This is a genomic window from Cryptosporangium sp. NPDC048952 (assembly GCF_043197895.1).
In the GTDB taxonomy this organism is placed as follows: domain Bacteria; phylum Actinomycetota; class Actinomycetes; order Mycobacteriales; family Cryptosporangiaceae; genus Cryptosporangium.
This window is the reverse complement of sequence record NZ_JBICTY010000002.1, coordinates 674,340-692,596: the sequence shown is the minus strand read 5'-3', so window position 1 is coordinate 692,596 and position 18,257 is coordinate 674,340. Positions and strand designations below refer to the sequence as shown.

At 69.7% G+C, this 18,257-nt stretch carries 22 protein-coding genes; 13 read left to right on the top strand and 9 right to left on the bottom strand.

The window, feature by feature from the left end:
* Positions 1-61 precede the first annotated feature (61 nt).
* Positions 62-550: a polyketide cyclase gene (locus ACGFY5_RS11380; RefSeq protein WP_392719487.1), complete on the top strand. Its 489-nt coding sequence runs from the start codon at positions 62-64 to the stop codon at positions 548-550.
* Here the strand turns inward: ACGFY5_RS11380 and ACGFY5_RS11375 are convergent.
* The 4 genes from ACGFY5_RS11375 to ACGFY5_RS11360 form a co-directional block, all read right to left on the bottom strand.
* Positions 539-1,210 carry an NINE protein gene (locus tag ACGFY5_RS11375; RefSeq protein WP_392719486.1) on the bottom strand — a complete coding sequence of 224 codons (672 nt, stop codon included), beginning with the start codon at positions 1,208-1,210 and terminating at the stop codon, positions 539-541. The two genes, ACGFY5_RS11380 and ACGFY5_RS11375, sit on opposite strands and share 12 nt — an antisense overlap.
* A gap of 136 nt (positions 1,211-1,346) precedes the next feature.
* The gene (locus tag ACGFY5_RS11370) at positions 1,347-2,012 is read right to left on the bottom strand and encodes a CE1759 family FMN reductase (RefSeq protein ID WP_392719485.1); all 666 of its coding nucleotides are present in this window, start codon (positions 2,010-2,012) and stop codon (positions 1,347-1,349) included.
* Positions 2,009-2,419, bottom strand: a complete 411-nt coding sequence (locus tag ACGFY5_RS11365; protein WP_392719484.1) for a MarR family winged helix-turn-helix transcriptional regulator — start codon at positions 2,417-2,419, stop codon at positions 2,009-2,011. Before ACGFY5_RS11365 ends, ACGFY5_RS11370 begins: the two co-directional genes overlap by 4 nt.
* Before the next feature lie 76 nt (positions 2,420-2,495).
* Entirely contained in the window at positions 2,496-3,662 is a 1,167-nt protein-coding gene (locus tag ACGFY5_RS11360) for a CE1758 family FMN-dependent luciferase-like monooxygenase (RefSeq protein WP_392719483.1), read from the bottom strand.
* Positions 3,663-3,927: 265 nt separating this feature from the next.
* On the opposite strand from ACGFY5_RS11360, the gene ACGFY5_RS11355 reads away from it, so the two are divergent.
* Positions 3,928-4,269 carry a hypothetical protein gene (locus ACGFY5_RS11355; protein WP_392719482.1) on the top strand — a complete coding sequence of 114 codons (342 nt, stop codon included), beginning with the start codon at positions 3,928-3,930 and terminating at the stop codon, positions 4,267-4,269.
* Between the two features lie 41 nt (positions 4,270-4,310).
* Here the strand turns inward: ACGFY5_RS11355 and ACGFY5_RS11350 are convergent, their stop codons facing one another.
* From ACGFY5_RS11350 to ACGFY5_RS11340, 3 genes are read right to left on the bottom strand one after another with little or no spacing between them, the layout of a single operon-like run.
* On the bottom strand, positions 4,311-4,901 hold the full coding sequence (locus ACGFY5_RS11350) for a TetR/AcrR family transcriptional regulator (protein WP_392719481.1): 591 nt from the start codon (positions 4,899-4,901) through the stop codon (positions 4,311-4,313).
* An 18-nt stretch (positions 4,902-4,919) separates the two neighbouring features.
* A complete protein-coding gene (locus ACGFY5_RS11345; protein ID WP_392719480.1) occupies positions 4,920-6,098 on the bottom strand; it encodes a cytochrome P450 in 1,179 nt (392 codons plus the stop codon).
* A gap of 37 nt (positions 6,099-6,135) precedes the next feature.
* Positions 6,136-6,609, bottom strand: coding sequence for an Lrp/AsnC family transcriptional regulator (locus tag ACGFY5_RS11340; protein WP_392720472.1), 474 nt, complete (start codon positions 6,607-6,609; stop codon positions 6,136-6,138).
* A 138-nt stretch (positions 6,610-6,747) separates the two neighbouring features.
* Between ACGFY5_RS11340 and ald the strand changes: the two genes are divergently transcribed.
* From ald to ACGFY5_RS11300, 8 genes are all read left to right on the top strand, one after another.
* The gene (ald, locus tag ACGFY5_RS11335) at positions 6,748-7,863 is read left to right on the top strand and encodes an alanine dehydrogenase (RefSeq protein WP_392719479.1); all 1,116 of its coding nucleotides are present in this window, start codon (positions 6,748-6,750) and stop codon (positions 7,861-7,863) included.
* Positions 7,864-8,012: 149 nt separating this feature from the next.
* Positions 8,013-10,343: a nitrate- and nitrite sensing domain-containing protein gene (locus ACGFY5_RS11330; protein ID WP_392719478.1), complete on the top strand. Its 2,331-nt coding sequence runs from the start codon at positions 8,013-8,015 to the stop codon at positions 10,341-10,343.
* Complete coding sequence (locus ACGFY5_RS11325) at positions 10,333-10,758, top strand: roadblock/LC7 domain-containing protein (protein ID WP_392719477.1); 426 nt, start codon at positions 10,333-10,335, stop codon at positions 10,756-10,758. The genes ACGFY5_RS11330 and ACGFY5_RS11325 overlap by 11 nt, the downstream gene beginning before the upstream one ends.
* On the top strand, positions 10,755-11,087 hold the full coding sequence (locus ACGFY5_RS11320; RefSeq protein ID WP_392719476.1) for a DUF742 domain-containing protein: 333 nt from the start codon (positions 10,755-10,757) through the stop codon (positions 11,085-11,087). Before ACGFY5_RS11325 ends, ACGFY5_RS11320 begins: the two co-directional genes overlap by 4 nt.
* Complete coding sequence (locus tag ACGFY5_RS11315; protein ID WP_392719475.1) at positions 11,071-11,658, top strand: ATP/GTP-binding protein; 588 nt, start codon at positions 11,071-11,073, stop codon at positions 11,656-11,658. The genes ACGFY5_RS11320 and ACGFY5_RS11315 overlap by 17 nt, the downstream gene beginning before the upstream one ends.
* A gap of 2 nt (positions 11,659-11,660) precedes the next feature.
* Entirely contained in the window at positions 11,661-12,566 is a 906-nt protein-coding gene (locus tag ACGFY5_RS11310) for an ABC transporter substrate-binding protein (protein ID WP_392720471.1), read from the top strand.
* A gap of 23 nt (positions 12,567-12,589) precedes the next feature.
* Positions 12,590-12,925, top strand: coding sequence for an ArsR/SmtB family transcription factor (locus ACGFY5_RS11305; RefSeq protein WP_392719474.1), 336 nt, complete (start codon positions 12,590-12,592; stop codon positions 12,923-12,925).
* Positions 12,926-12,931: 6 nt separating this feature from the next.
* The gene (locus tag ACGFY5_RS11300; RefSeq protein WP_392719473.1) at positions 12,932-13,570 is read left to right on the top strand and encodes an SRPBCC family protein; all 639 of its coding nucleotides are present in this window, start codon (positions 12,932-12,934) and stop codon (positions 13,568-13,570) included.
* 114 nt (positions 13,571-13,684) lie between these two features.
* Here ACGFY5_RS11300 and ACGFY5_RS11295 read toward each other — a convergent pair whose 3' ends face one another.
* Positions 13,685-13,948: a hypothetical protein gene (locus ACGFY5_RS11295; RefSeq protein ID WP_392719472.1), complete on the bottom strand. Its 264-nt coding sequence runs from the start codon at positions 13,946-13,948 to the stop codon at positions 13,685-13,687.
* 263 nt (positions 13,949-14,211) lie between these two features.
* Positions 14,212-15,411: an AI-2E family transporter gene (locus ACGFY5_RS11290; RefSeq protein WP_392719471.1), complete on the bottom strand. Its 1,200-nt coding sequence runs from the start codon at positions 15,409-15,411 to the stop codon at positions 14,212-14,214.
* Between the two features lie 78 nt (positions 15,412-15,489).
* Between ACGFY5_RS11290 and ACGFY5_RS11285 the strand changes: the two genes are divergently transcribed.
* The 3 genes from ACGFY5_RS11285 (at position 15,490) to ACGFY5_RS11275 (ending at position 18,214) form a co-directional block, all read left to right on the top strand.
* Positions 15,490-16,101: a PadR family transcriptional regulator gene (locus tag ACGFY5_RS11285; protein ID WP_392719470.1), complete on the top strand. Its 612-nt coding sequence runs from the start codon at positions 15,490-15,492 to the stop codon at positions 16,099-16,101.
* A complete protein-coding gene (locus ACGFY5_RS11280; protein ID WP_392719469.1) occupies positions 16,098-16,463 on the top strand; it encodes a hypothetical protein in 366 nt (121 codons plus the stop codon). The genes ACGFY5_RS11285 and ACGFY5_RS11280 overlap by 4 nt, the downstream gene beginning before the upstream one ends.
* 71 nt (positions 16,464-16,534) lie before the next feature.
* A complete protein-coding gene (locus tag ACGFY5_RS11275) occupies positions 16,535-18,214 on the top strand; it encodes an FAD-binding protein (RefSeq protein WP_392719468.1) in 1,680 nt (559 codons plus the stop codon).
* Positions 18,215-18,257: the final 43 nt, after the last annotated feature.

Here is an 18,257-nt window from a genome sequence, read left to right as displayed (position 1 = left end):
CCCTAGCGTTTCATCCGCCGAATCCCGCCCGCAGCGCCGCAGGAGGGGCGACGATGGCCGGATGACGGACACCGGAGAGCAGCGCGTCGAGGTCACCCGTCGGGTCGCGGCACCGGCAGGGCGGATCTTCGCGCTGCTGCGCGACCCGAACGGGCACATCGCCATCGACGGGTCGGGCATGCTGCTCGCAGCGGCGGACGCCCAGCCGATCACCGCTGTCGGCGACACGTTCGTCATGAACATGGACCGCGAGCCCCTCGGTGACCTGCCGATGGGCAAGTACACCGTGAAGAACACGGTCGTGACGTTCACGCCGGACGTGGAGGTCGCGTGGCAGCCCGGTGCGGTGGACCGGTCGCCGATCGGCCACACGTACGGCTACCGGCTCGAGGCGGTCGGCGCCACGGCGACCGACGTGACGTCGTACTGCGACTGGAGCGGGGCCCACCCCAAGCTCTTGGCGGCGCTGACCTGGCCGGTCGTGCCGGTCGGTGCGCTGGAGAAGTCGCTGGAGACCCTGCGGTGCCTGGCCGAAGGGTCAGGAGCGTAGGGGGCGACCCTCGCCGTCGGTCGGGTTGCCGGCCATCAGCACGATGCCGTCGATCACGAACCAGAGCCACCCGGCCGCGTACACGAAGAAGAACAGCAGCGGGACGATCAGGAACGATCCGCAGATCGCGAGCCAGAACGATCCCCAGCCGAGCAGGCTCGTGACGAGTTGGGCGGTGCCCATCACGGAGTGACCGGCGTAGAGGCGGCCGATGCCGCCGAGGCCGAGGAAGAAGCCCGGCAGCAGCTGCAGGAGGCCGGCGGCCAGCTTGCTCTTCTCGGAGAACGGCCGCCCGGATTTCGGGTCGATCCCGTAGGCGGCCGCGCCCGCGTACGTGGGCGGCTGCGGCACCGGATAAGCCGGTTGCCCACCATAAGGCTGCATCCCGTACGCCGGCTGAGCCGAATAAGGCTGGGCCGAGTACGGCTGGGCCGAGTACGGCTGGGCCGAGTACGGCTGCGCCGACGACGTCGGGTCCGCGTAGGGAGCACCCGCGTACGGCGCGCCCCCCGAATACGGCATGCCGGAGTACGGAACCCCCGACGGCGGGGGCGGCACCGAATAGTGCTGACCCGACGGCGGGGGAGCCGACGCCGGGTCGGTCGGATACCACGGATCGTGGTTCGACCGGTCAGCGGGACCCGGAAGCGGCAAAGTCATAACCGGCACGGTATCGCCCTGTCGCATCCCGGGTCACTCCCCGTAGCAGTCACTCGAAAACAGCCGGACGGCTCTGCCGGGACGCCGACCGCGCGCCCTACCGGGCGAAGGAAGCCGGGCGTGACCGCGTCGCGGTTCAGGAGGCCGAGCCGCCGGTGGCCAGCTTCATCAGGTCCGAGTCGAGGTCGATCGTGAGCTCGGTGCCGCCCGCACTGCCGAACTCGTGCTGGTAGCTCTGCCACGACTCGTTGCGGATCTCCCGGGCGAAGCCGCTCTCCATCAGCACGACCAGCTCGAGCGCGGCGCGGTCGACGCGCTTGTTCAGCGCGGGGTCGTTCCAGTCCTCGGTCGAGGCGAAGAGCGACGTCGGTACCGGTACCGTGCGCAGGTAGGCGAAGAGCGAGCGCAGCTGGTCGTCGACGACCAGTGCGTGCCGGGCCGTACCGGCAGTGGCCGCGAGCACCACCGGCTTCGCGATCAGCAGGTCGTTGTCGAGGACCTGGAAGAACGAGGTGAACAGGCCGCTCGCACCGGCCTTGTAGACCGGGGTACTGGCCACGACGCCGTCGGCGCCGGCGAGTGCGTCGATCGCCGCTCGGAGGCGGGGGCCGACGAGTCCGGAGATCATCGCGGTGGTGATCTCGGTCGCGAGCGAACGCAGGTCGACGACCGACACGTCCACTGCCGAACCACGGCCGGTGGCGATCGACTCGACCCGCGCGGCGGTGCGGTCGGCGAGCAGCCGGGTCGACGACGGGTCGCTGGTACCGGCCGTCACGACGACGAGCGAGAACTTGTTCATGCGAGCTTCCTGCCGATCACTTCGAGTTGGTGCAGTTCTTCTTCGGTGAGCCGCTCCCGCAGCGCGCGGGCGACTCCCCGCGCGTGCCGCAGGCCGATCGTGCGCTGGAGTTCCCGCCCGGCCGCGGTGAGCGCGAGGCGCACGCCGCGGCCGTCGGCCGGGTCCGGACACCGCTCGACGAGACCCTTCGCGACCAGCCGGTCGACCATCCGGGACAACGCCGGCTGGCTGAGCAGCACGTGGTGCGACAGCTCGCCGATCCGCTGCGGTTCCGGGCACTTCGAGAGCGTGTAGAGTACGTCGTACTCGCGCATGGCGAGGCCCTCCCAGACGTCCTCGGCTGCGAACTGCTTCATCAGCCGGGCGTGGGCGCCGAGCAGGGCCTCCCATGCATCGTTGGCGGTCATGCCGGCCTCCCTTCGGTTGGAGCCGGCACGACCGCCGGCGACTCTGCTTGCTGGGCGTCGCGCAAGCGCTCAGCCGTCAGCCGGCGAGAGCCGTGTCCTGGTACGGGGAGCCACCGGTCACGTTGTCACCGCGGTTGGCGTTCGGCCGCGGCTGACGGGCCGGCTGATCGCCGTACTTCGCCTCGACGAGCGAAGCGTGCGTCGGGGCCTCGGCGGCCTCCGGGGCGCGGCGGGCGGCCAGCTCCTTGCGGAGCACCGGCACGACCTCCCCGCCCAGCAGCTCGAGCTGGTTCAGCACGGTCTTCAACGGCAGGCCGGCGTGGTCGACCAGGAACAGCTGGCGCTGGTAGTCGCCGAAGTGCTCGCGGAACGTCAGCGTCTTGTCGATGACCTCCTGCGGGCTACCGACGGTCAGCGGTGTCTGGTCCGCGAAGTCCTCCATCGTCGGCCCGTTGCCGTAGACCGGGGCCTCGTTGAAGTACGGGCGGAACTCCTTGACCGCCTGCTGCGACCGCTTCGCGATGTAGGCCTGACCGCCGAGGCCGACGATGGCCTGCGCCTCGGTGCCGTGGCCGTAGTGCGCGTAGCGCTGGCGGTAGAACTTGATCAGCCGCATGTAGTGCTCCTTCGGCCAGAAGATGTGGTTGGCGAAGAAGCCGTCCCCGTAATAGGCCGCCTGCTCGGCGATCTCGGGGCTGCGGATCGAGCCGTGCCACACGAACGGCGGCACGTCGTCGAGCGGGCGCGGCGTGGACGTGAAGCCCGACAGCGGCGTGCGGAACTTGCCTTCCCAGTCGACGACGTCCTCGCGCCACAGGCGGTGGAGCAGGTTGTAGTTCTCCAGGCCGAGCGGCAGGCTCTGGCGGATGTCCTGGCCGAACCAGGGATACACCGGCGCGGTGTTGCCGCGGCCGAGCATCAGGTCCATCCGGCCCTTGGACAGGTGCTGCAGCATCGCGTACTCCTCTGCGATGCGCACCGGGTCGTTGGTCGTGATCAGCGTGGTCGACGTCGTGACGATCAGCTTCTCGGTCAACGCCGCGATGTGCGCGAGCAACGTCGTCGGCGCGGAGGAGAAGAACGGCGGGTTGTGGTGCTCGCCGATGGCGAAGACGTCGAGGCCCACCTCTTCGGTCTTCTTGGCGATCTGCACGACCGCGTCGATCCGCTCGGCCTCGCTCGGCGTCTCGCCCGAGACCGGGTCGCGAGTGATGTCGCTGACCGAGAACACCCCGAACTGCATGGCCGTCTCACTCTCACTTCAGTTGAGGTTCATGCGTTTGCATAGATCCATAACCCGGGGACCCCCGGGGCTATTCCGGGGAGTCCGCCCATCGCGAAAAGCCCGACGATGGCCGCGGTCCTCGCCGCGTCCCGCAAATATTCGGCGTTCATGCTGCTCTCCCCGTGTTTCAAGCCGCCGTTGCCAAGCCGGGACCGTAGCAGTGGTTTCACCGGCCGCCGCTTGCGGATACCTGAAGACAAAGCAGTCGACGCGGGGAGACGACGTGAGCGCGAATCTGATCGTTCTGGTGGTGGCACTGCTCGGCTACGGGGTGTTCCAGTTCGGGCGTTCACTGCGGGACGAGGCGGCCGTTCCGCATTGGACGACGGCCGTGGCCGTCGGCACTGCGGTGTTGCTGCTCGAGGGGCACGCGCTCACGCTGCTGCTCAACGGTTCGGCGGGCTGGACCTACCAGCTCCTGGGCATCGCCGGCTTCGCGCTGATCGGCCCGGTCACGATCGCCTGGTCGATCATCGGAGCGCTCTGGCTGCGCCACCGCGGTCACACCGTCCACCGGCCGCGCCACGCGCGTTCGGCGAGCGGCGTCCGCACGGTCACGAACTAGCGGATCACCGAGCAGCGCGGCCGGCCGTCCACGGAAATCGGTCAGCCGGCCAGTGCGGCGGCGAGCAGATACGGCCAGACGCGGGCGGCCAGTTCTTCCGGAGTGTCCGGACCGTGCCCCCGCAGCCAGTCCACTGCCGTGCCGACGATCGCGCCCGCGATCAGCGCGTGCAGCGGATCGTCGGGTGCGGGTTCGGGAGCCCGCACCGACGCCAGCGCCGCGAACCGCAGATTCGCCCTGGTGGCGTCGCGCAGGCGGGTGAGCAGGTGGCTCATCACCCGCGCGCTGCCGTCCGGGCCGAGCAGCGACCGGTAGAGCGCGGCGTGTGCGGCGAAGTGCGTGAACACCGGCACGAGCGGGTTGTCGACCGGCTTGGCGACGTCGACCAGCCCTGGGTCGGCCAGCGGCAGGCCCGCCACCAGGTCGTCGAACAGTTCGGTGCACGCGGCCGCCGCGAGGTCGTGCACGTCGACGTAGTGCTCGTAAAACGTCGACCGGCTGACGCGTGCGTTCTTCGTGACGTCCGAGATCGAGATCTGCGTGAGGTCAGTGGTGGCGGCGAGCTCCAGCAGCGCCTGTTCGAGTGCGCGCCGCGAACGACGCGCTCGCGGATCTTTCACCGGCGCGGCCATGAGGCAAGAGCGTACTGGTCAGACCCGCACCGGTAGCATTTCCCAGCCGCGGACGGTCGAGGTCGACGATAGCCTCGCCGACGCCAGATCGACCTCCCACGTCGGGAACCGCTTCAGCATCTCCTCCAGCGCCACGCGGCCCTCCAGCCGGGCCAGCGCGTTGCCCAGACAGAAATGGATGCCGCCCCCGAACGCCAGGTGGGGGACCGGACGCCGGTGGATGTCGAACGCGTCGGGGTTCTCGAACCGCTCCTCGTCGCGGTTGGCCGCGGCCATGATCGCCATCATGATGCTGCCGGCCGGGATCGTCGTGCCGCGGATCTCGGTGTCGCGGGTGACGTAGCGGCACATGAAGTGCCCCGGCGCCTCCATGCGCAGCACCTCCTCGATGGCGGCGGGCACGAGCGACGGGTCGGCGGCCAGCTCCGCCCGCTGGTCGGGATGGTCGGCCAGCAGCGTGGTCATCCAGCCGATCAGCCGCCCGGTGGTCTCGTTGCCGGCGCCGGCCAGCACTGTCACGTAGAGCACGACCTCCTGCCGGGTGAGCCGGCGCACGGTGCCGAACTCGTCGGTGAACTCCACCTGCAGGAGCTGGCTGATGATGTCGTCGGACAGATTCGCCGCACGCCAGTCGACGTAGGACGCGAACGCCTCGCCGTCGAGCAGCGTCTGGTCGGCGCTCATCGGCGCGCCGGCCTCGGTGCGCAATGAATCGTCGACCGCGTCGCGGACGGCCTCCTGTTCCGCCTCCGGAATGCCCAGCAGCATGCCGATCGCCCGCATCGGGACCTGCGCGCCGAGCTCGGCGATGATGTCGAACTCGGGTCGGCCGACGAGCGGGTCCAGCGAGCGGACACAGAAGTCGCGGATCTTCGGCTCGAGCTCCATGATCCGCCGCGGTGTGAAGATGCGGGACAGCAACCGGCGGTGCAGCGGATGCACCGGCGGGTCCTCGAAGATCAGGACGCCCGACGGCACCTCGATGTCGGCCTGGATGATCTCCAGGATGTCGCCTTTGGCGCTGCTGTACGTCTCGTGGTCCTGCAGGACGGCCGAGACGTCGGCGAAGCGGCTCACGGCCCAGAAGCCGATCTCGTCGTTGCGGTACAGCGGCGCCTCGTTCCGTAACCGCTGGTAGAGGGGGTACGGATCCACCACGGTGGCCGGGTCGTACGGGCTGAAGCTCACTGTCGACATCGTCGTCTCCTGAGTTCTCCGACAACTGTCGGAGAAGTTACACGATCGGAGATCGGCCGCGGAGGTGTTCGAAGATCAGGTTCGTTTCCGTCATCGCGACGTCGCGCGACGCGCTCAGGTTCTCCACCACGAAGTCACGCAGCTCGTCGGCCGAGGCCGCGGCCAGGTGCACCTGAAAGTCGTTGGCGCCCGCCAGAAAGAACACGTTGAGGACGCCCGGCAAGGCGGCAATCCCCGCGCCGAACTGTCGGATGCGCGTGCGAGCATGGGCTTGCAGACGGACCGAGATCACCGCCTGGAGCGGGCGCCCCAGCGCGGTGGGGGACAGGTCGGCGTGGAAGCCGAGGATCGCGCCCGCCTCCTGGAGCCGGCGCACCCGCATCAGGCAGGTGGACGCGGCGATCCCCACCTGGGCGGCGAGCGTGCTGTTCGGGATGCGCGCGTCGGCGGCCAGCGCGCGCAGGATCTGGTGGTCGACGTCGTCGAACTCCGGCCGAAGGTTGTTCACCAGGGCTCCCTCTCGTGGTCCAGTGACCGAATCATCGGACAGAATTCGGCATCTCACCGAATAATCGTCGGTCGGATCCCTGCTCTGCCGAAGGAGTCGTCACGCTCGAGGGAACTTCCCCGGCGAACCAGGAGTCCTCTCATGCGGGTCGCAGTTCCGAGCGAAGTCAAGAACCACGAGTACCGGGTCGCACTCACCCCGGCCGGCGCGCAGGAGCTCGTCCGCCGCGGCCACACGGTGTTCGTCCAGCGCGGCGCGGGTCTCGGCTCGGCGCTCCCCGACGAGGACTACCTGGCCGCCGGAGCCAAGATCGTCGACACCGCGGACGACGCCTGGGCCGCCGGTGACCTGGTGCTCAAGGTCAAGGAGCCGATCGAGTCCGAGTACGCCCGGATGCGCGACGGGCAGGTGCTCTTCACCTACCTGCACCTCGCCGCGTCCCGCCCGTGCACCGATGCGCTGCTCGAGCGCGGCGTGACGTCGATCGCGTACGAGACCGTGCAGCTGGACAACGGCGCGCTGCCGCTGCTGGCGCCGATGAGCGAGGTCGCGGGGCGGTTGGCGCCGCAGGCCGGTGCGTACCACCTGATGCGTGCGGGTGGCGGGCGCGGTGTGCTGCTGGGTGGGGTTCCCGGTGTCGCGCCGGCGAAGGTCGTGATCCTGGGCGCGGGTGTGTCGGGGATGAACGCCGCGGCGATCGCGGTGGGGATGGGCGCGTCGGTGACGCTGCTCGATCTGGACATCGAGAAGCTGCGTGCGGCTGACCGGCTCTACGCGGGCCGGCTGACCACCGTGGTGTCGAACTCGTACGAGATCGAGCGGGCCGTGCTGGACGCCGATCTGGTGATCGGGGCCGTGCTGGTGGCCGGCGCGAAGGCGCCGAAGCTGATCTCGAACGAGCTGGTGTCGCGGGCCAAGCCCGGGTCGGTGTTCGTGGACATCGCGATCGACCAGGGTGGGTGCTTCGAGGACTCGCGTCCGACGACGCACGCCGAGCCGACGTACGCGGTGCACAACTCGGTGTTCTACTGCGTGGCGAACATGCCCGGCGCGGTACCGGCGACCTCCACGCACGCGCTCGCGAACGTGACGCTGCCGTACGCGCTGGCGCTCGCCGACAAGGGCTGGCAGCAGGCCCTCCGCGACGACGCCGCCCTGGCCCGAGGCCTGACCACCCACGCCAACCACCTCACCTCCGCCCCGGTAGCCGAGGCCCACGACCTCCCGTTCATCTCTCCCGAGACGACTCTCGCCTGATCGGCCCCTAGCCCGGCCCGCATCAGCGGGCCGGGCGTTGTTATGCGTTCGGTCGTCTTCGAATTCGCAGGGGTATGAATCCGCGCCGCCGCGCTGATCACCATCGGGTGCGCCATAAAACGGCGACAGTCGATGAGGGAGCTGATCGTGTGTCGGAGCGCTCCGGCGGTTCCATCGGCCGGCGGATCGTCCGCACGCTCGCGTTACCGATCGCCGCGGTCGTCGTCCTGCTCTCGGTCATCGCGGTGGTCCAGGTCGACAACTTCCGCTCGGCGACCGCGACGTCCGAGGCGGTCACGCTGGAGCTGGCCGTCCAAGACCTCGTCCAGGAATTACAGGCCGAACGCGGCGTGACCGCCGGCCTCCTCGGCGGCAACGCGGGCTTCCGCGCCGAACTGGCCCCGATCCGAAGACGCGTTGACGCCCGCCGCGCGACTGTCTCCCGCCTCGGCGGCGACGACAGACTCGCCGCCGCGCTGCGCGCACTCGACGGACTCGACGGTGTCCGCGCCGGCGCCGATTCCGGTGCGGCGGCACGCGGCCCCACGTTCGCGTTCTACACCGCCCGGATCGCCGCGCTGATCAACGTCGACTTGGGCTTGGAACGTTCGTCCGACGCCGCCCTGCGGCGGACCGTCGGAGCGCTGGAAGCGCTCGGAAACCTCAAGGAATCGACGGCGCAGGCCCGCGCGTTCCTCAACGGCGTGTTCTCTGCGGGCGGCTTCCGCAGCGGAGAGTTCCTGCAGTTCGTGACGATGCGTTCCACCGCGGACGCCGCCGCAGCAGCGTTCGTGCAGCGCGCCGACCCGAGCGCCCGCGGCGGGCTGTCCTACCTGTTCGACACCGGGGCCGCCCGCGAGGCCGTCTACTTCCAGAAGCTGGCGCTCGACGCGGGCGACGGCCGATACCTGCAGGTGAACCCGCAGTCGTGGTGGTCGGCTCTCACGACAGTGCTCGACGACATGCGTCAGTTGCAGCAACACGTCGGCTCGGTGATCCAGGCCCGCGCCGACACGCTGCGCAACGAGGCCACAGTGCGCATGGGGGTGCTGCTCGGCGCGGTGCTGCTGGCGCTGATCGGGTCGGTGTACCTGGCGGTGCGCGCGTCGAGGTCGATCGCGCGTCCCTTGGCCGCGCTGGCCGACGAGGCGAACCGGCTGGCCGGCACCGACCTCCCCGAGGCGGTGCGGCAGGCGGCATCGGGATCGTCGTCGGCGCCGCCGCGCGTCGGGATCGCTGACAACGCCACCGACGAGGTGCGCCTGGTCGCGAACGCGCTGACCCGGGTGCAGGACACGGCCCACTCGCTCGCTGTCGAGCAGGCGCAGTTGCGCCGCAGCAGCGCCGAGTCGCTGGCGAACCTCGGGCGCCGGAACCAGAACCTCTTGCGTCGCCAGCTCGGGTTCATCACGCGGCTGGAGCGGGAGGAGTCCGATCCGGAGGGCCTGGCGAACCTGTTCGAGCTCGACCACCTGGCGACGCGGATGCGGCGTAACGCGGAGAGTCTGCTGGTGCTGGTGGGGGCCGCGAGCCCGCGGCAGTGGTCGGAGCCGTTGCCGGTGACCGACGTGATCCGGGCCGCGGTGAGCGAGGTGGAGGAGTACCGGCGGGTGGTGTTGCGCCGTGTCGACGAGGTGCTGGTGTCCGGCGCGGTCGTGAGCGGCGTCGCGCACATGCTGGCGGAGCTGATCGAGAACGGTCTGTCGTTCTCGCCACCCGACGTCGAGGTGGAGATCCATGGGCGGCGGCTACCCGACGGGTACCTGATCGCGGTGTTCGACCAGGGGGTCGGGCTGAGCGGGGCCGAGCTGGAGCGGGCGAACCAGCGGCTGCGGGGTGAAGGGGACTTCATCACAGCGCCCGCGCGGTTCCTCGGGCATTACGTGGTGGGCCGGCTCGCGGTGGAGATGGGGATCGGCGTGCAGCTGGCGGCTTCCCCGGTCACCGGCGTGACGGCGCGGGTGATGCTGCCGAATGCTCTCCTGTCCGACATCCCGGCCGTGGCCCCGGTGCTCCACCGCCACGCCCTCCCCGCCGATCCGCCGCCCCTGCCCGGTGCGGCGGCCCCGCTCGCGGCTGCGCCTCCGCTGGAGGCCGCGCCCCTGGTCGGGGCGCCGGCGTCGCGGGCCGAGCGGCTGGCGCGGGCCGCGACCGCGGAAGCGGTGGTCCGCGCACGAGGCCGCGGTCGGTCCGACGCCGGCGCTGGGTCCGTGGCGGGCGCCCCGGCGGCGGAAGGAAGTGCGGCGGTGGTGCCGGAGCAGCGGTCGGAGGTGCTGACGCTGCACCCGGGCGAAGGGGAGCGGACGCGCAACGGGCTGCGGAAACGGACCTCGCGGGGACGGAAGCCGGTCGCGGTGGCGGCACCGGTGGGCGAGCGGCCCGCGCTGCTCGAGGAATCGCCGGACGCACTGCGGGCCCGCCTGTCCGCCTTCCGCGACGGCGTCGGGCGTGGCACTTCAAGGAGCGACAGTGAGCGTTGACACCTCGGCCGACCGGCACCAGTTCAATTGGCTGCTCGGCAACTTCGTCCACCGGACGGACGGCGTCCGCGACGCGGTCGCGGTGTCGTCGGACGGGCTGCTCATCGCCGCGTCCGACGGGCTCACCCGCGCTGAAGCCGACCAGCTGGCGGCGATCGTCTCCAGCCTGGCCAGCATCTCGCGCAGCGCGTCGCGGCGATACGACTTCGACGGCCTCAAGCTGATCATGATCGAGATGCGACGCGGCTTCCTGCTGGTGTCGGTGATCGCCGGGGGCAGCTGCCTGGGCGTCGTCGCCGGCGGCAACAGCGACCTCGGTCTCGTCGGTTACGAGATCTCGCTGCTCGCCGACCGCTTCGGCGGACTGCTCACCCCAGCGCTGATCGCGGAATCCCGCCAGAACTTACCGAGATGAGCGCGGACGAGAGCTTCGTGCGCCCGTTCGTGCTCACCGGCGGGCGCACGCAGCCGCGTCACGACGGTCTGCGGATCGAAACCCAGCTGCACGCGACCCCGCAGGCCCTCTCCGCACCCCTGCGCTTCGAGTCGCGCCGGATCGTCGAGCTGTGCCAGGCCCCGCAGTCGCTGGCCGACCTGTCCGCGGCGCTGCGCGCACCGCTCGCCGTCGTGCGGATCCTCGTCGACGACCTCGTCACCGAGGGGCACCTGCTCATCGACGAGCCGCTGACCGACGTGTCTCCCGCCTTGATGAGGAGGATCAGAGATCGTGTTCGGGCGCTCTAGCGGATCACCCGCACCACCGATCGCCGTCAAGATCGTCGTCGCCGGCGGGTTCGGCGTCGGCAAGACGACGTTCGTCAGCGCGATCAGTGAGATCGAGCCGCTGATCACCGAGGCGGAGATGACCGAGCGGTCCCTCGGCATCGACGACACGACGGGCGTCAGCGGCAAGACGACGACCACCGTCGCACTGGACTTCGGGCGCATCACGCTCGACGAAGCGTTGCTGCTGTACCTGTTCGGCACGCCCGGCCAGGACCGGTTCTCGTTCCTCTGGGACGACCTCGCCGAGGGAGCGCTCGGCGCAGTCGTGCTGGTCGACACGCGCCGGATCGAGGACTGCTTCGCGACGATCGACTTCTTCGAGGACCGATCGCTGCCGTTCGTGGTCGGCGTCAACGTGTTCGAGCCGATGCGGAAGTTCGAGATGGACGAGGTGCGTGAGGCGCTGGGCGTCGACGCGGGGGTGCGGATGGTCGAGTGCGACGCCCGGCGGCGGGAGTCGGTGAAGGGTGTGTTGGTGGCGTTGACCGAGGAAGTGTTGGCTCGGCGTCTGGCGGGTGCGGCGTGGTGAAGCTGCTTCTGGTGCTCGTGCTGTTTCTGGCGGGGTGTGGTTCGACCACCGCTCTGTCCGCCCCGCCGGGGGTGCCGAAAACCGAATGCCGCACGGTCACGATCGCCGTCAACCCCTGGGTGGGGTACGGCGCCAACGTCGCCGTGGTGCGGTACCTGCTCGAACGGGAACTCGGCTGCACGGTGATCGAGAAGGAGCTCACCGAGGTCGAGTCCTGGCAGGGGATCGCGGCCGGTTCGGTCGACGTCATCCTGGAGAACTGGGGCCACGACGACCTCAAGAAGCGGTACATCGACGACCGGAAAGTCGCCGTCGAACTCGGGCTGACCGGTAACAAGGGGATCATCGGCTGGTACGTGCCGCCGTGGTTGGCAGCGGCGCACCCCGACATCACGAACTGGCGGAACCTCAACAAGTACGCCGGGCTGCTGCAGGGCACGTTCCTCGACGGCGACCCGTCGTTCGTCACGAACGACGTCGCGCTGATGAAGAACCTGAAGCTGGATCTCACCGTGAAGTACACCGGCAGTGAGGACAAGCTGATCAGCGCGTTCCGCGCCGCGGAGGCCAACCGCACGCCGCTGATCGGCTACTTCTACGAACCGCAGTGGTTGCTGTCCGAGGTGGACCTGGTCCGTGTCCCGCTCCCGCGGTACAAGCCCGGTTGCGACGCCGACCCGAAGGCCGTCGCGTGTGACTACCAGCCCTACGACCTGGACAAGATCGGTCGGAAAAAGTTCGTCGACTCGGGGAGCCCCGCGGCGTCGCTGATCAAGAACTTCACCTGGACGAACGCGGACCAGAACGCGGTCGCGCGGGACATCACGGTCGGCAAGGTGCCGCCGGACCAGGCCGCGAAGCGCTGGCTCGACACGCACCCCGCAGTGTGGAAGCGATGGCTTATATAAGCAGTCGCTGATACGGTGGCCGGGTGCATGCGTTCGATGTGCTCGGTGACCCGGTGCGGCGCCGGATCCTGGAGCTGCTCGCCGATGGCGAGCAGCCCTCCGGCGCGATCACCGACGTCATCCGGGAGGAGTTCGGAATCTCCCAGCCGGCGGTCTCCCAGCACTTGAAGGTGTTGCGTGAGAACGGGTTCGCGAGAGTGCGGCCGGACGGCGCGCGGCGGCTCTATGCCGTCGACGCGACCGCGCTGCGGGCCGCCGACGACTGGCTGGGGCAGTTCCGGCGATTCTGGCGACCGCACCTCGACGCGCTGGCCACCGAGGTGGCGCGCGGCAAACGACAGCGACGACTAGCGGAGTGAGTTGGGATGCCGAACGAGAACGAGCAGATCGACGCCGTCACCCGGGGCCTGGCCCATCGCGAGGTCGACGGCAGCACCGCGAAGGTCGCGACGATCAGCCAGGTCTACGACACCGGGATCGACGATCTGTGGGAGGCTGTTTCGTCGGCCGAGCGGATTCCGCGGTGGTTCCTGCCGGTGAGCGGTGAGCTGAAGGAAGGTGGTCACTACCAACTCGAAGGGAACGCGAGCGGGACGATCACCGCGTGCGACAAGCCGCGGTCGTACGCGGCGACGTGGGAGTATGGCGGGATGGTCAGCTGGATCACCGTGCGGCTGACGTCGCTCGGGGATTCGCGCACGCAGTTCGAGTTGGAACACGTCGCGCATGTGGACGACAACCTGTGGGAGCAGTTCGGGCCTGGAGCGACCGGGCTCGGGTGGGAGATGGGGCTCTGGGGCCTGGTGAGCTACCTGGCCGATCCGGCGTCCACGCCCGCGGACCCGGCTGCCGCGGCGGCGTGGGCGGCATCCTCGCAGGGAAAGGCGTATCTGAAGCGCAGCAGCGAGGCGTGGGCGGAGGCCGCGATCGCGAGCGGCGACGACCCGGACGAAGCCCGGGCCGCCGCCGAACGCACCTACGAGGCCTACACCGCCGAGGGCTGACCCGGCGGGGATGCGCGGCGCGCTGCCTCTGCGGGCCGGTCCGTCCTCCGGGCGCCGGGCGTTGGTCCGGTCGGCGGACCGGGCCCGGCGAGAACGGCTCTGCCGCCGGTCGAGCTAGGACCTGCGCGTCCTTCGGGCTGTGGTCCGGCGGCCGGTCGTGGTGCTGCCGGTCGTGGACCGGCGGTACCACGGGGATGGGGTGGCCGGCTTGCGGCGTTTCCGGCGCACTACCGCGGTCGCGACAGCGAGTGCGGCAGCGCCGGCGACGCCTGCGGCCTTGCCGAGGCCGCGCTTCTTGGTGGTGGTCGTGGCTTCTGGCGTCTGGGTGTCCTCGGACACGATGACCTCGGGGGCCTTGGCGGGCGGTGACTGGGTCATACCTGCTCCTTCCGCAGGGACGCCCCAGTGGGGGCGTCACCGATCAACGAGCGGGACGCCCCGGTTGCGCTCCGCAGTGAATTGGCTACCCAGTGCGATGCCGCTCTAACGCGGTGCCTCCGCCCAGCTATCGCTGCAGTGGCGGCGCGCGGGCTCCGAGCGGCGCCCCCCGGCTACCGCCGCGGGGGTCGCCCGGCTACTGCCGCGGGGGTCGCCCGGCTACTGCCGCGGGGGTCGCCCGGCTACTGCCGCGGGGCCGCGCGCTACGCCGGAGCGGCTCCGGGCGTGGCTCCGCCGGCCGGGCCGGTGATCGGCCCCGCGCCGGCGGCCGTGGTGGCCTCGTCGGCCGACGCCGGCGCCGGCGGGGGATCGGTCGATTCCGGTTCCGCATTGGGTTCGGCGTCCGGATCGGGGTCACTGAGCTGTTCGCGGATGTAGTTCCAGATCACCGCGATGATCGCCGCGACCGGCACCGCCAGCAAGCTCCCGACGATCCCGAACAACGAGCCCCCGAGCGTCACGGCCAGCAACACGATCGCGGCGTGCAACCCGAGGCCCCGACTCTGCAGCATCGGCTGGAAGATGTTCCCCTCCAACTGCTGCACCAGCAGGATGATCGCCAGCACGATCAGTGCATCGGTCAGTCCGTTGAAGACCAACGCGATCACCACCGCGACGAACCCGGCGAACACCGCACCGACGATCGGGATGAACGCCGCCACGAACGTCAACACCGCGAGCGGCAGAACCAGCGGCACGCCCACGATCCACAGTCCGATCCCGATACAGATCGCATCGAGCAGGCCAACCGCCGCCTGCGACCGCACGAACGAGCCCAGCGTCAACCAGGACCGCGCGGCCACGGTCGGGATGTCGGTAGCCAGCCGGCCCGGCAGCTGGCGCTGCATCCACGGCAGGAACTTCGGCCCGTCCTTCAAGAAGAAGAACATCAGGAACAGAGCCAGGACGACGGTGATCAGCCCGTTGGTGATCACGCTGACCCCGGTGAGCGCACCGCTGGCGATACTGCCCGCGCTGTCCTGCACCCGCGAGGTCACCGTGTCGAGCGCCTTGCTGATCTGGTCGTCACTGATGTTCAGCGGCGGCCCGGAGGCCCAGTCACGCAGTCGCCCGACACCGTCGACGATCCCGTCGGCCAGCTCGCCCGACTGGGCGGCCACCGGAAGCACGATCCCCACGATCGTCCCGACGGCGACCAGCAGGAACCCGAGCGTGACGGTCGTCGCGGCCAACGCCGGATGCCAGTGGTGTTTGCGCAGGAACCGGGTCGGCGGCCAGGTCAGCGTGGTGATCAGCAGCGCCACTACGAGCGGCCAGAGGATCGACCAGGCCTTGCCCAGGATCCAGAGCGCGACAGTGGTCATGAGGAGAAGTAGGAGCACCTGCATCGAGATCCGCGCCGAGTTGGAGAGCGCGGCCCGGGTCTTCGACGAGCTCAGCATGCGCCTCACCTTAGGGATCACCACTGCCACTCCCGTGAACGCCTGGCCGAATTCTTCGTCTTAGTGCAAACTGCACTAGTGCCAACTGCACTAACAAAAGCCGATCGCGACGTCACGGCGCTGACCGTGCTGGGCCTGCTGCTGACTGGGCCGCGGCACACCTACGAGATGCACCGCCTGATCGAACGCACCCACAAGGACTACGTCACGGGGTTGCCGCGCAGCGTCTACCACGCGGTCGAGAGGCTCCTGACCGGCGGATACGTGGAGATCGTCGACACGGTTCGCGACGGGCCGCGGCCGGAGCGCACCGTCTACCGGCTCACGGCGGCGGGGGAGAGTCGGCTGCACGAGTGGGTCGAGCGGCTCCTCGCCGAGCCCGAGGCCAACTCGACGCTGTTCGTCCCGGCGCTCAGCTTCGCGGGATGCCTGCCGCCGGCCACGGTGGCCGCCGCGCTGCAGCGCCGCCGCGATGCGCTGGCGCGTCGCTCGGCGTCTGCCGAAGCGTTTCCGGCGGAGCTGCCTCGGGTGCTGGGGCTCGAAGCCGAGTACGAGGTGAGCCGCCTGCGAGCGGAACAAACGTTTGTGAGCAATCTGATCGACGACCTGGAGCGCGGTCGGCTCACCTGGTCGCCCGAGCCGCCGGACCCGGCGGACATCGACCGACTGATCGAGGAGGACGGGAAATGAAGCTGCTGTTCGAGGCGTCGGCCCCGGTGCGAGCGTCGCTCGCGCGGGTCAGGGCGCTGATCGACGACGAGTGGGTCCTCGATGCGTTCTTCGCCTCTCCGGACGCGCGCTCCTACGTGGACGTCGACCACGCGCCGGGCGTCGTCGGGTTTCAGGGGCACTGGTGGTACCGCGGTGAGATCAGCGCATCCGACGACGCCGGCCCTACGCGCATGATCTATCGCGTCTTCAACATCGCGCAGCGCGGAGCCTGGGCGGTTCCGGCAGCGAACCACTTCTTCGTCGGATATCGCCGCACGGTGCAGGAAGGCGTCGACGGACTGGCCGCCGCAGTCGAACGACACCTGAAAGCAGCCGCCTAGTGACTTGCATATAGATCGATGTCTAAACTTCGAACCATTCTGCTGCTTCCGACCATCGATGGGGATGAGGCATGGCTACGCGGGATGAGTCGTTCGATTTCGTGATCGTCGGAAGTGGTGGGGGTGGGCTGGTCGCCGCGCTCGCCGCCCATGAGGCCGGTTTGAAGCCGGTTGTCATCGAGAAGCAAGCGCACGTCGGCGGTTCCACCGGCATGTCGGGCGGCATCATGTGGATGCCGAACAATCCGCTGATGCGTGCCGAGCGCGTCCCGGACTCGTTCGAGCAGGGCCTCACCTACTTCGAGTCGGTCATCGGCCCGCCCGACCAGGGCTCGTCCCTCGAGCGGCGCAAGGCGTTCCTCACCAGCGGCCCCGAGATGATCACGCTGCTGCAGCGCAAGGGCGTCAAACTCGTGCGCTGTGAGGGCTACTCGGACTACTACTCGAGCCGCAAGGGCGGCAGCGAACGCGGACGCTCCGTCGAGGGCATCCCGTGGGACGGGCGGCAGCTCGGCGAGTGGCAGCACAAGGTCATCCCTGGCATGGGCAAGGGCATGGGCATGGCCGTCAAGACCAACGAGGTCCGCGACCTGCCGACGTGGACGCGTTCGTTCCACTCGCTGCGCAGCACAGTGCGCGTCGGCACCCGTACCTACCTGGGGCGCCTGCGCAAGCGCGACCTGTTCACCAACGGCATGTCGCTGGTCGGCCAGATCACGAAGATCCTGGTGGGGGCCGGAGTGCCGATCTGGCTCAACACCGGCGTCGAGGACCTGGTCGTCGAGGGTGGACGCGTCGTCGGCGTCCGGGCGGTACGCAACGGCGAGCAGGTGCTGGTCCGGGGCACGAAGGGTGTGCTGCTGGCGGCCGGCGGCTTCGAGCGCAACCCCGAGATGCGCAAGAAGTACAGCGCCGACACCCAGCCCAACGACGGCCAGTGGACGATGGCCAACCCGGGCAACACCGGTGAGGTGCTCGCGGCCGCGATCGCGGTGGGCGCCAAAACCGACTACATGGACGACGCGGTGTGGCTGCCGAACCCGCGGATGGAACTCGCCGGCACGGCCGTGGCACTCGGCCGGCAGTATCCGCACGCGATGTTCGTCAACCAGCACGGCAAGCGGTTCGTGAACGAGTCGAACTCCTATCTGGAGGTCGGCAAGGCGATGTACGCGAACGACGCGGTACCGGCCTGGCTGATCTTCGACGACGCGTTCCGCAAGCGGTACCCGTGGGCGCGTGGCCTGCCGACGCTGCGCAAGTTCGCGTCCGTCTTACCCGGGCGGATGCCCGAGGAGTTGGTGACCAGCGGCATGCTGAAGCGCGCGGCGACGCTGCAGGAGCTGGCGGCTCAGATCGAGGTGGACCCCGAGGCGTTGGTCGCGACAGTGGGTCGGTTCAACGTCCACGCGGCGCAGGGGGAGGACCCGGACTTCGGGCGGGGGGAGTCGCAGTACAACCGGGTGCTCGGCGACCCGGGCAACAAGCCCAACCAGGCCCTCGGTCCGGTCGACACCCCGCCGTTCTACGCGACGCAGATCTACCCGGGTGACGTCGGCACGATCGGTGGCGTCATCACCGACGAGTTCGGCCGGGCGCTGGACGAGGCGGATGCGCCGATCCCGGGCCTGTACGTGACCGGCAACATGGCCGCGACCGTCATGGGCCGCACCTACCCCGGCGCCGGCGCCAGCATCTCCAACACGATGACGTTCGGCTACATCGCCGCGTTGCACGCCGCGGGGAAGTAGCCAGCCTCCAGTCGTGGCCGCGCCGCGCTGCAGCTGCGCGGTA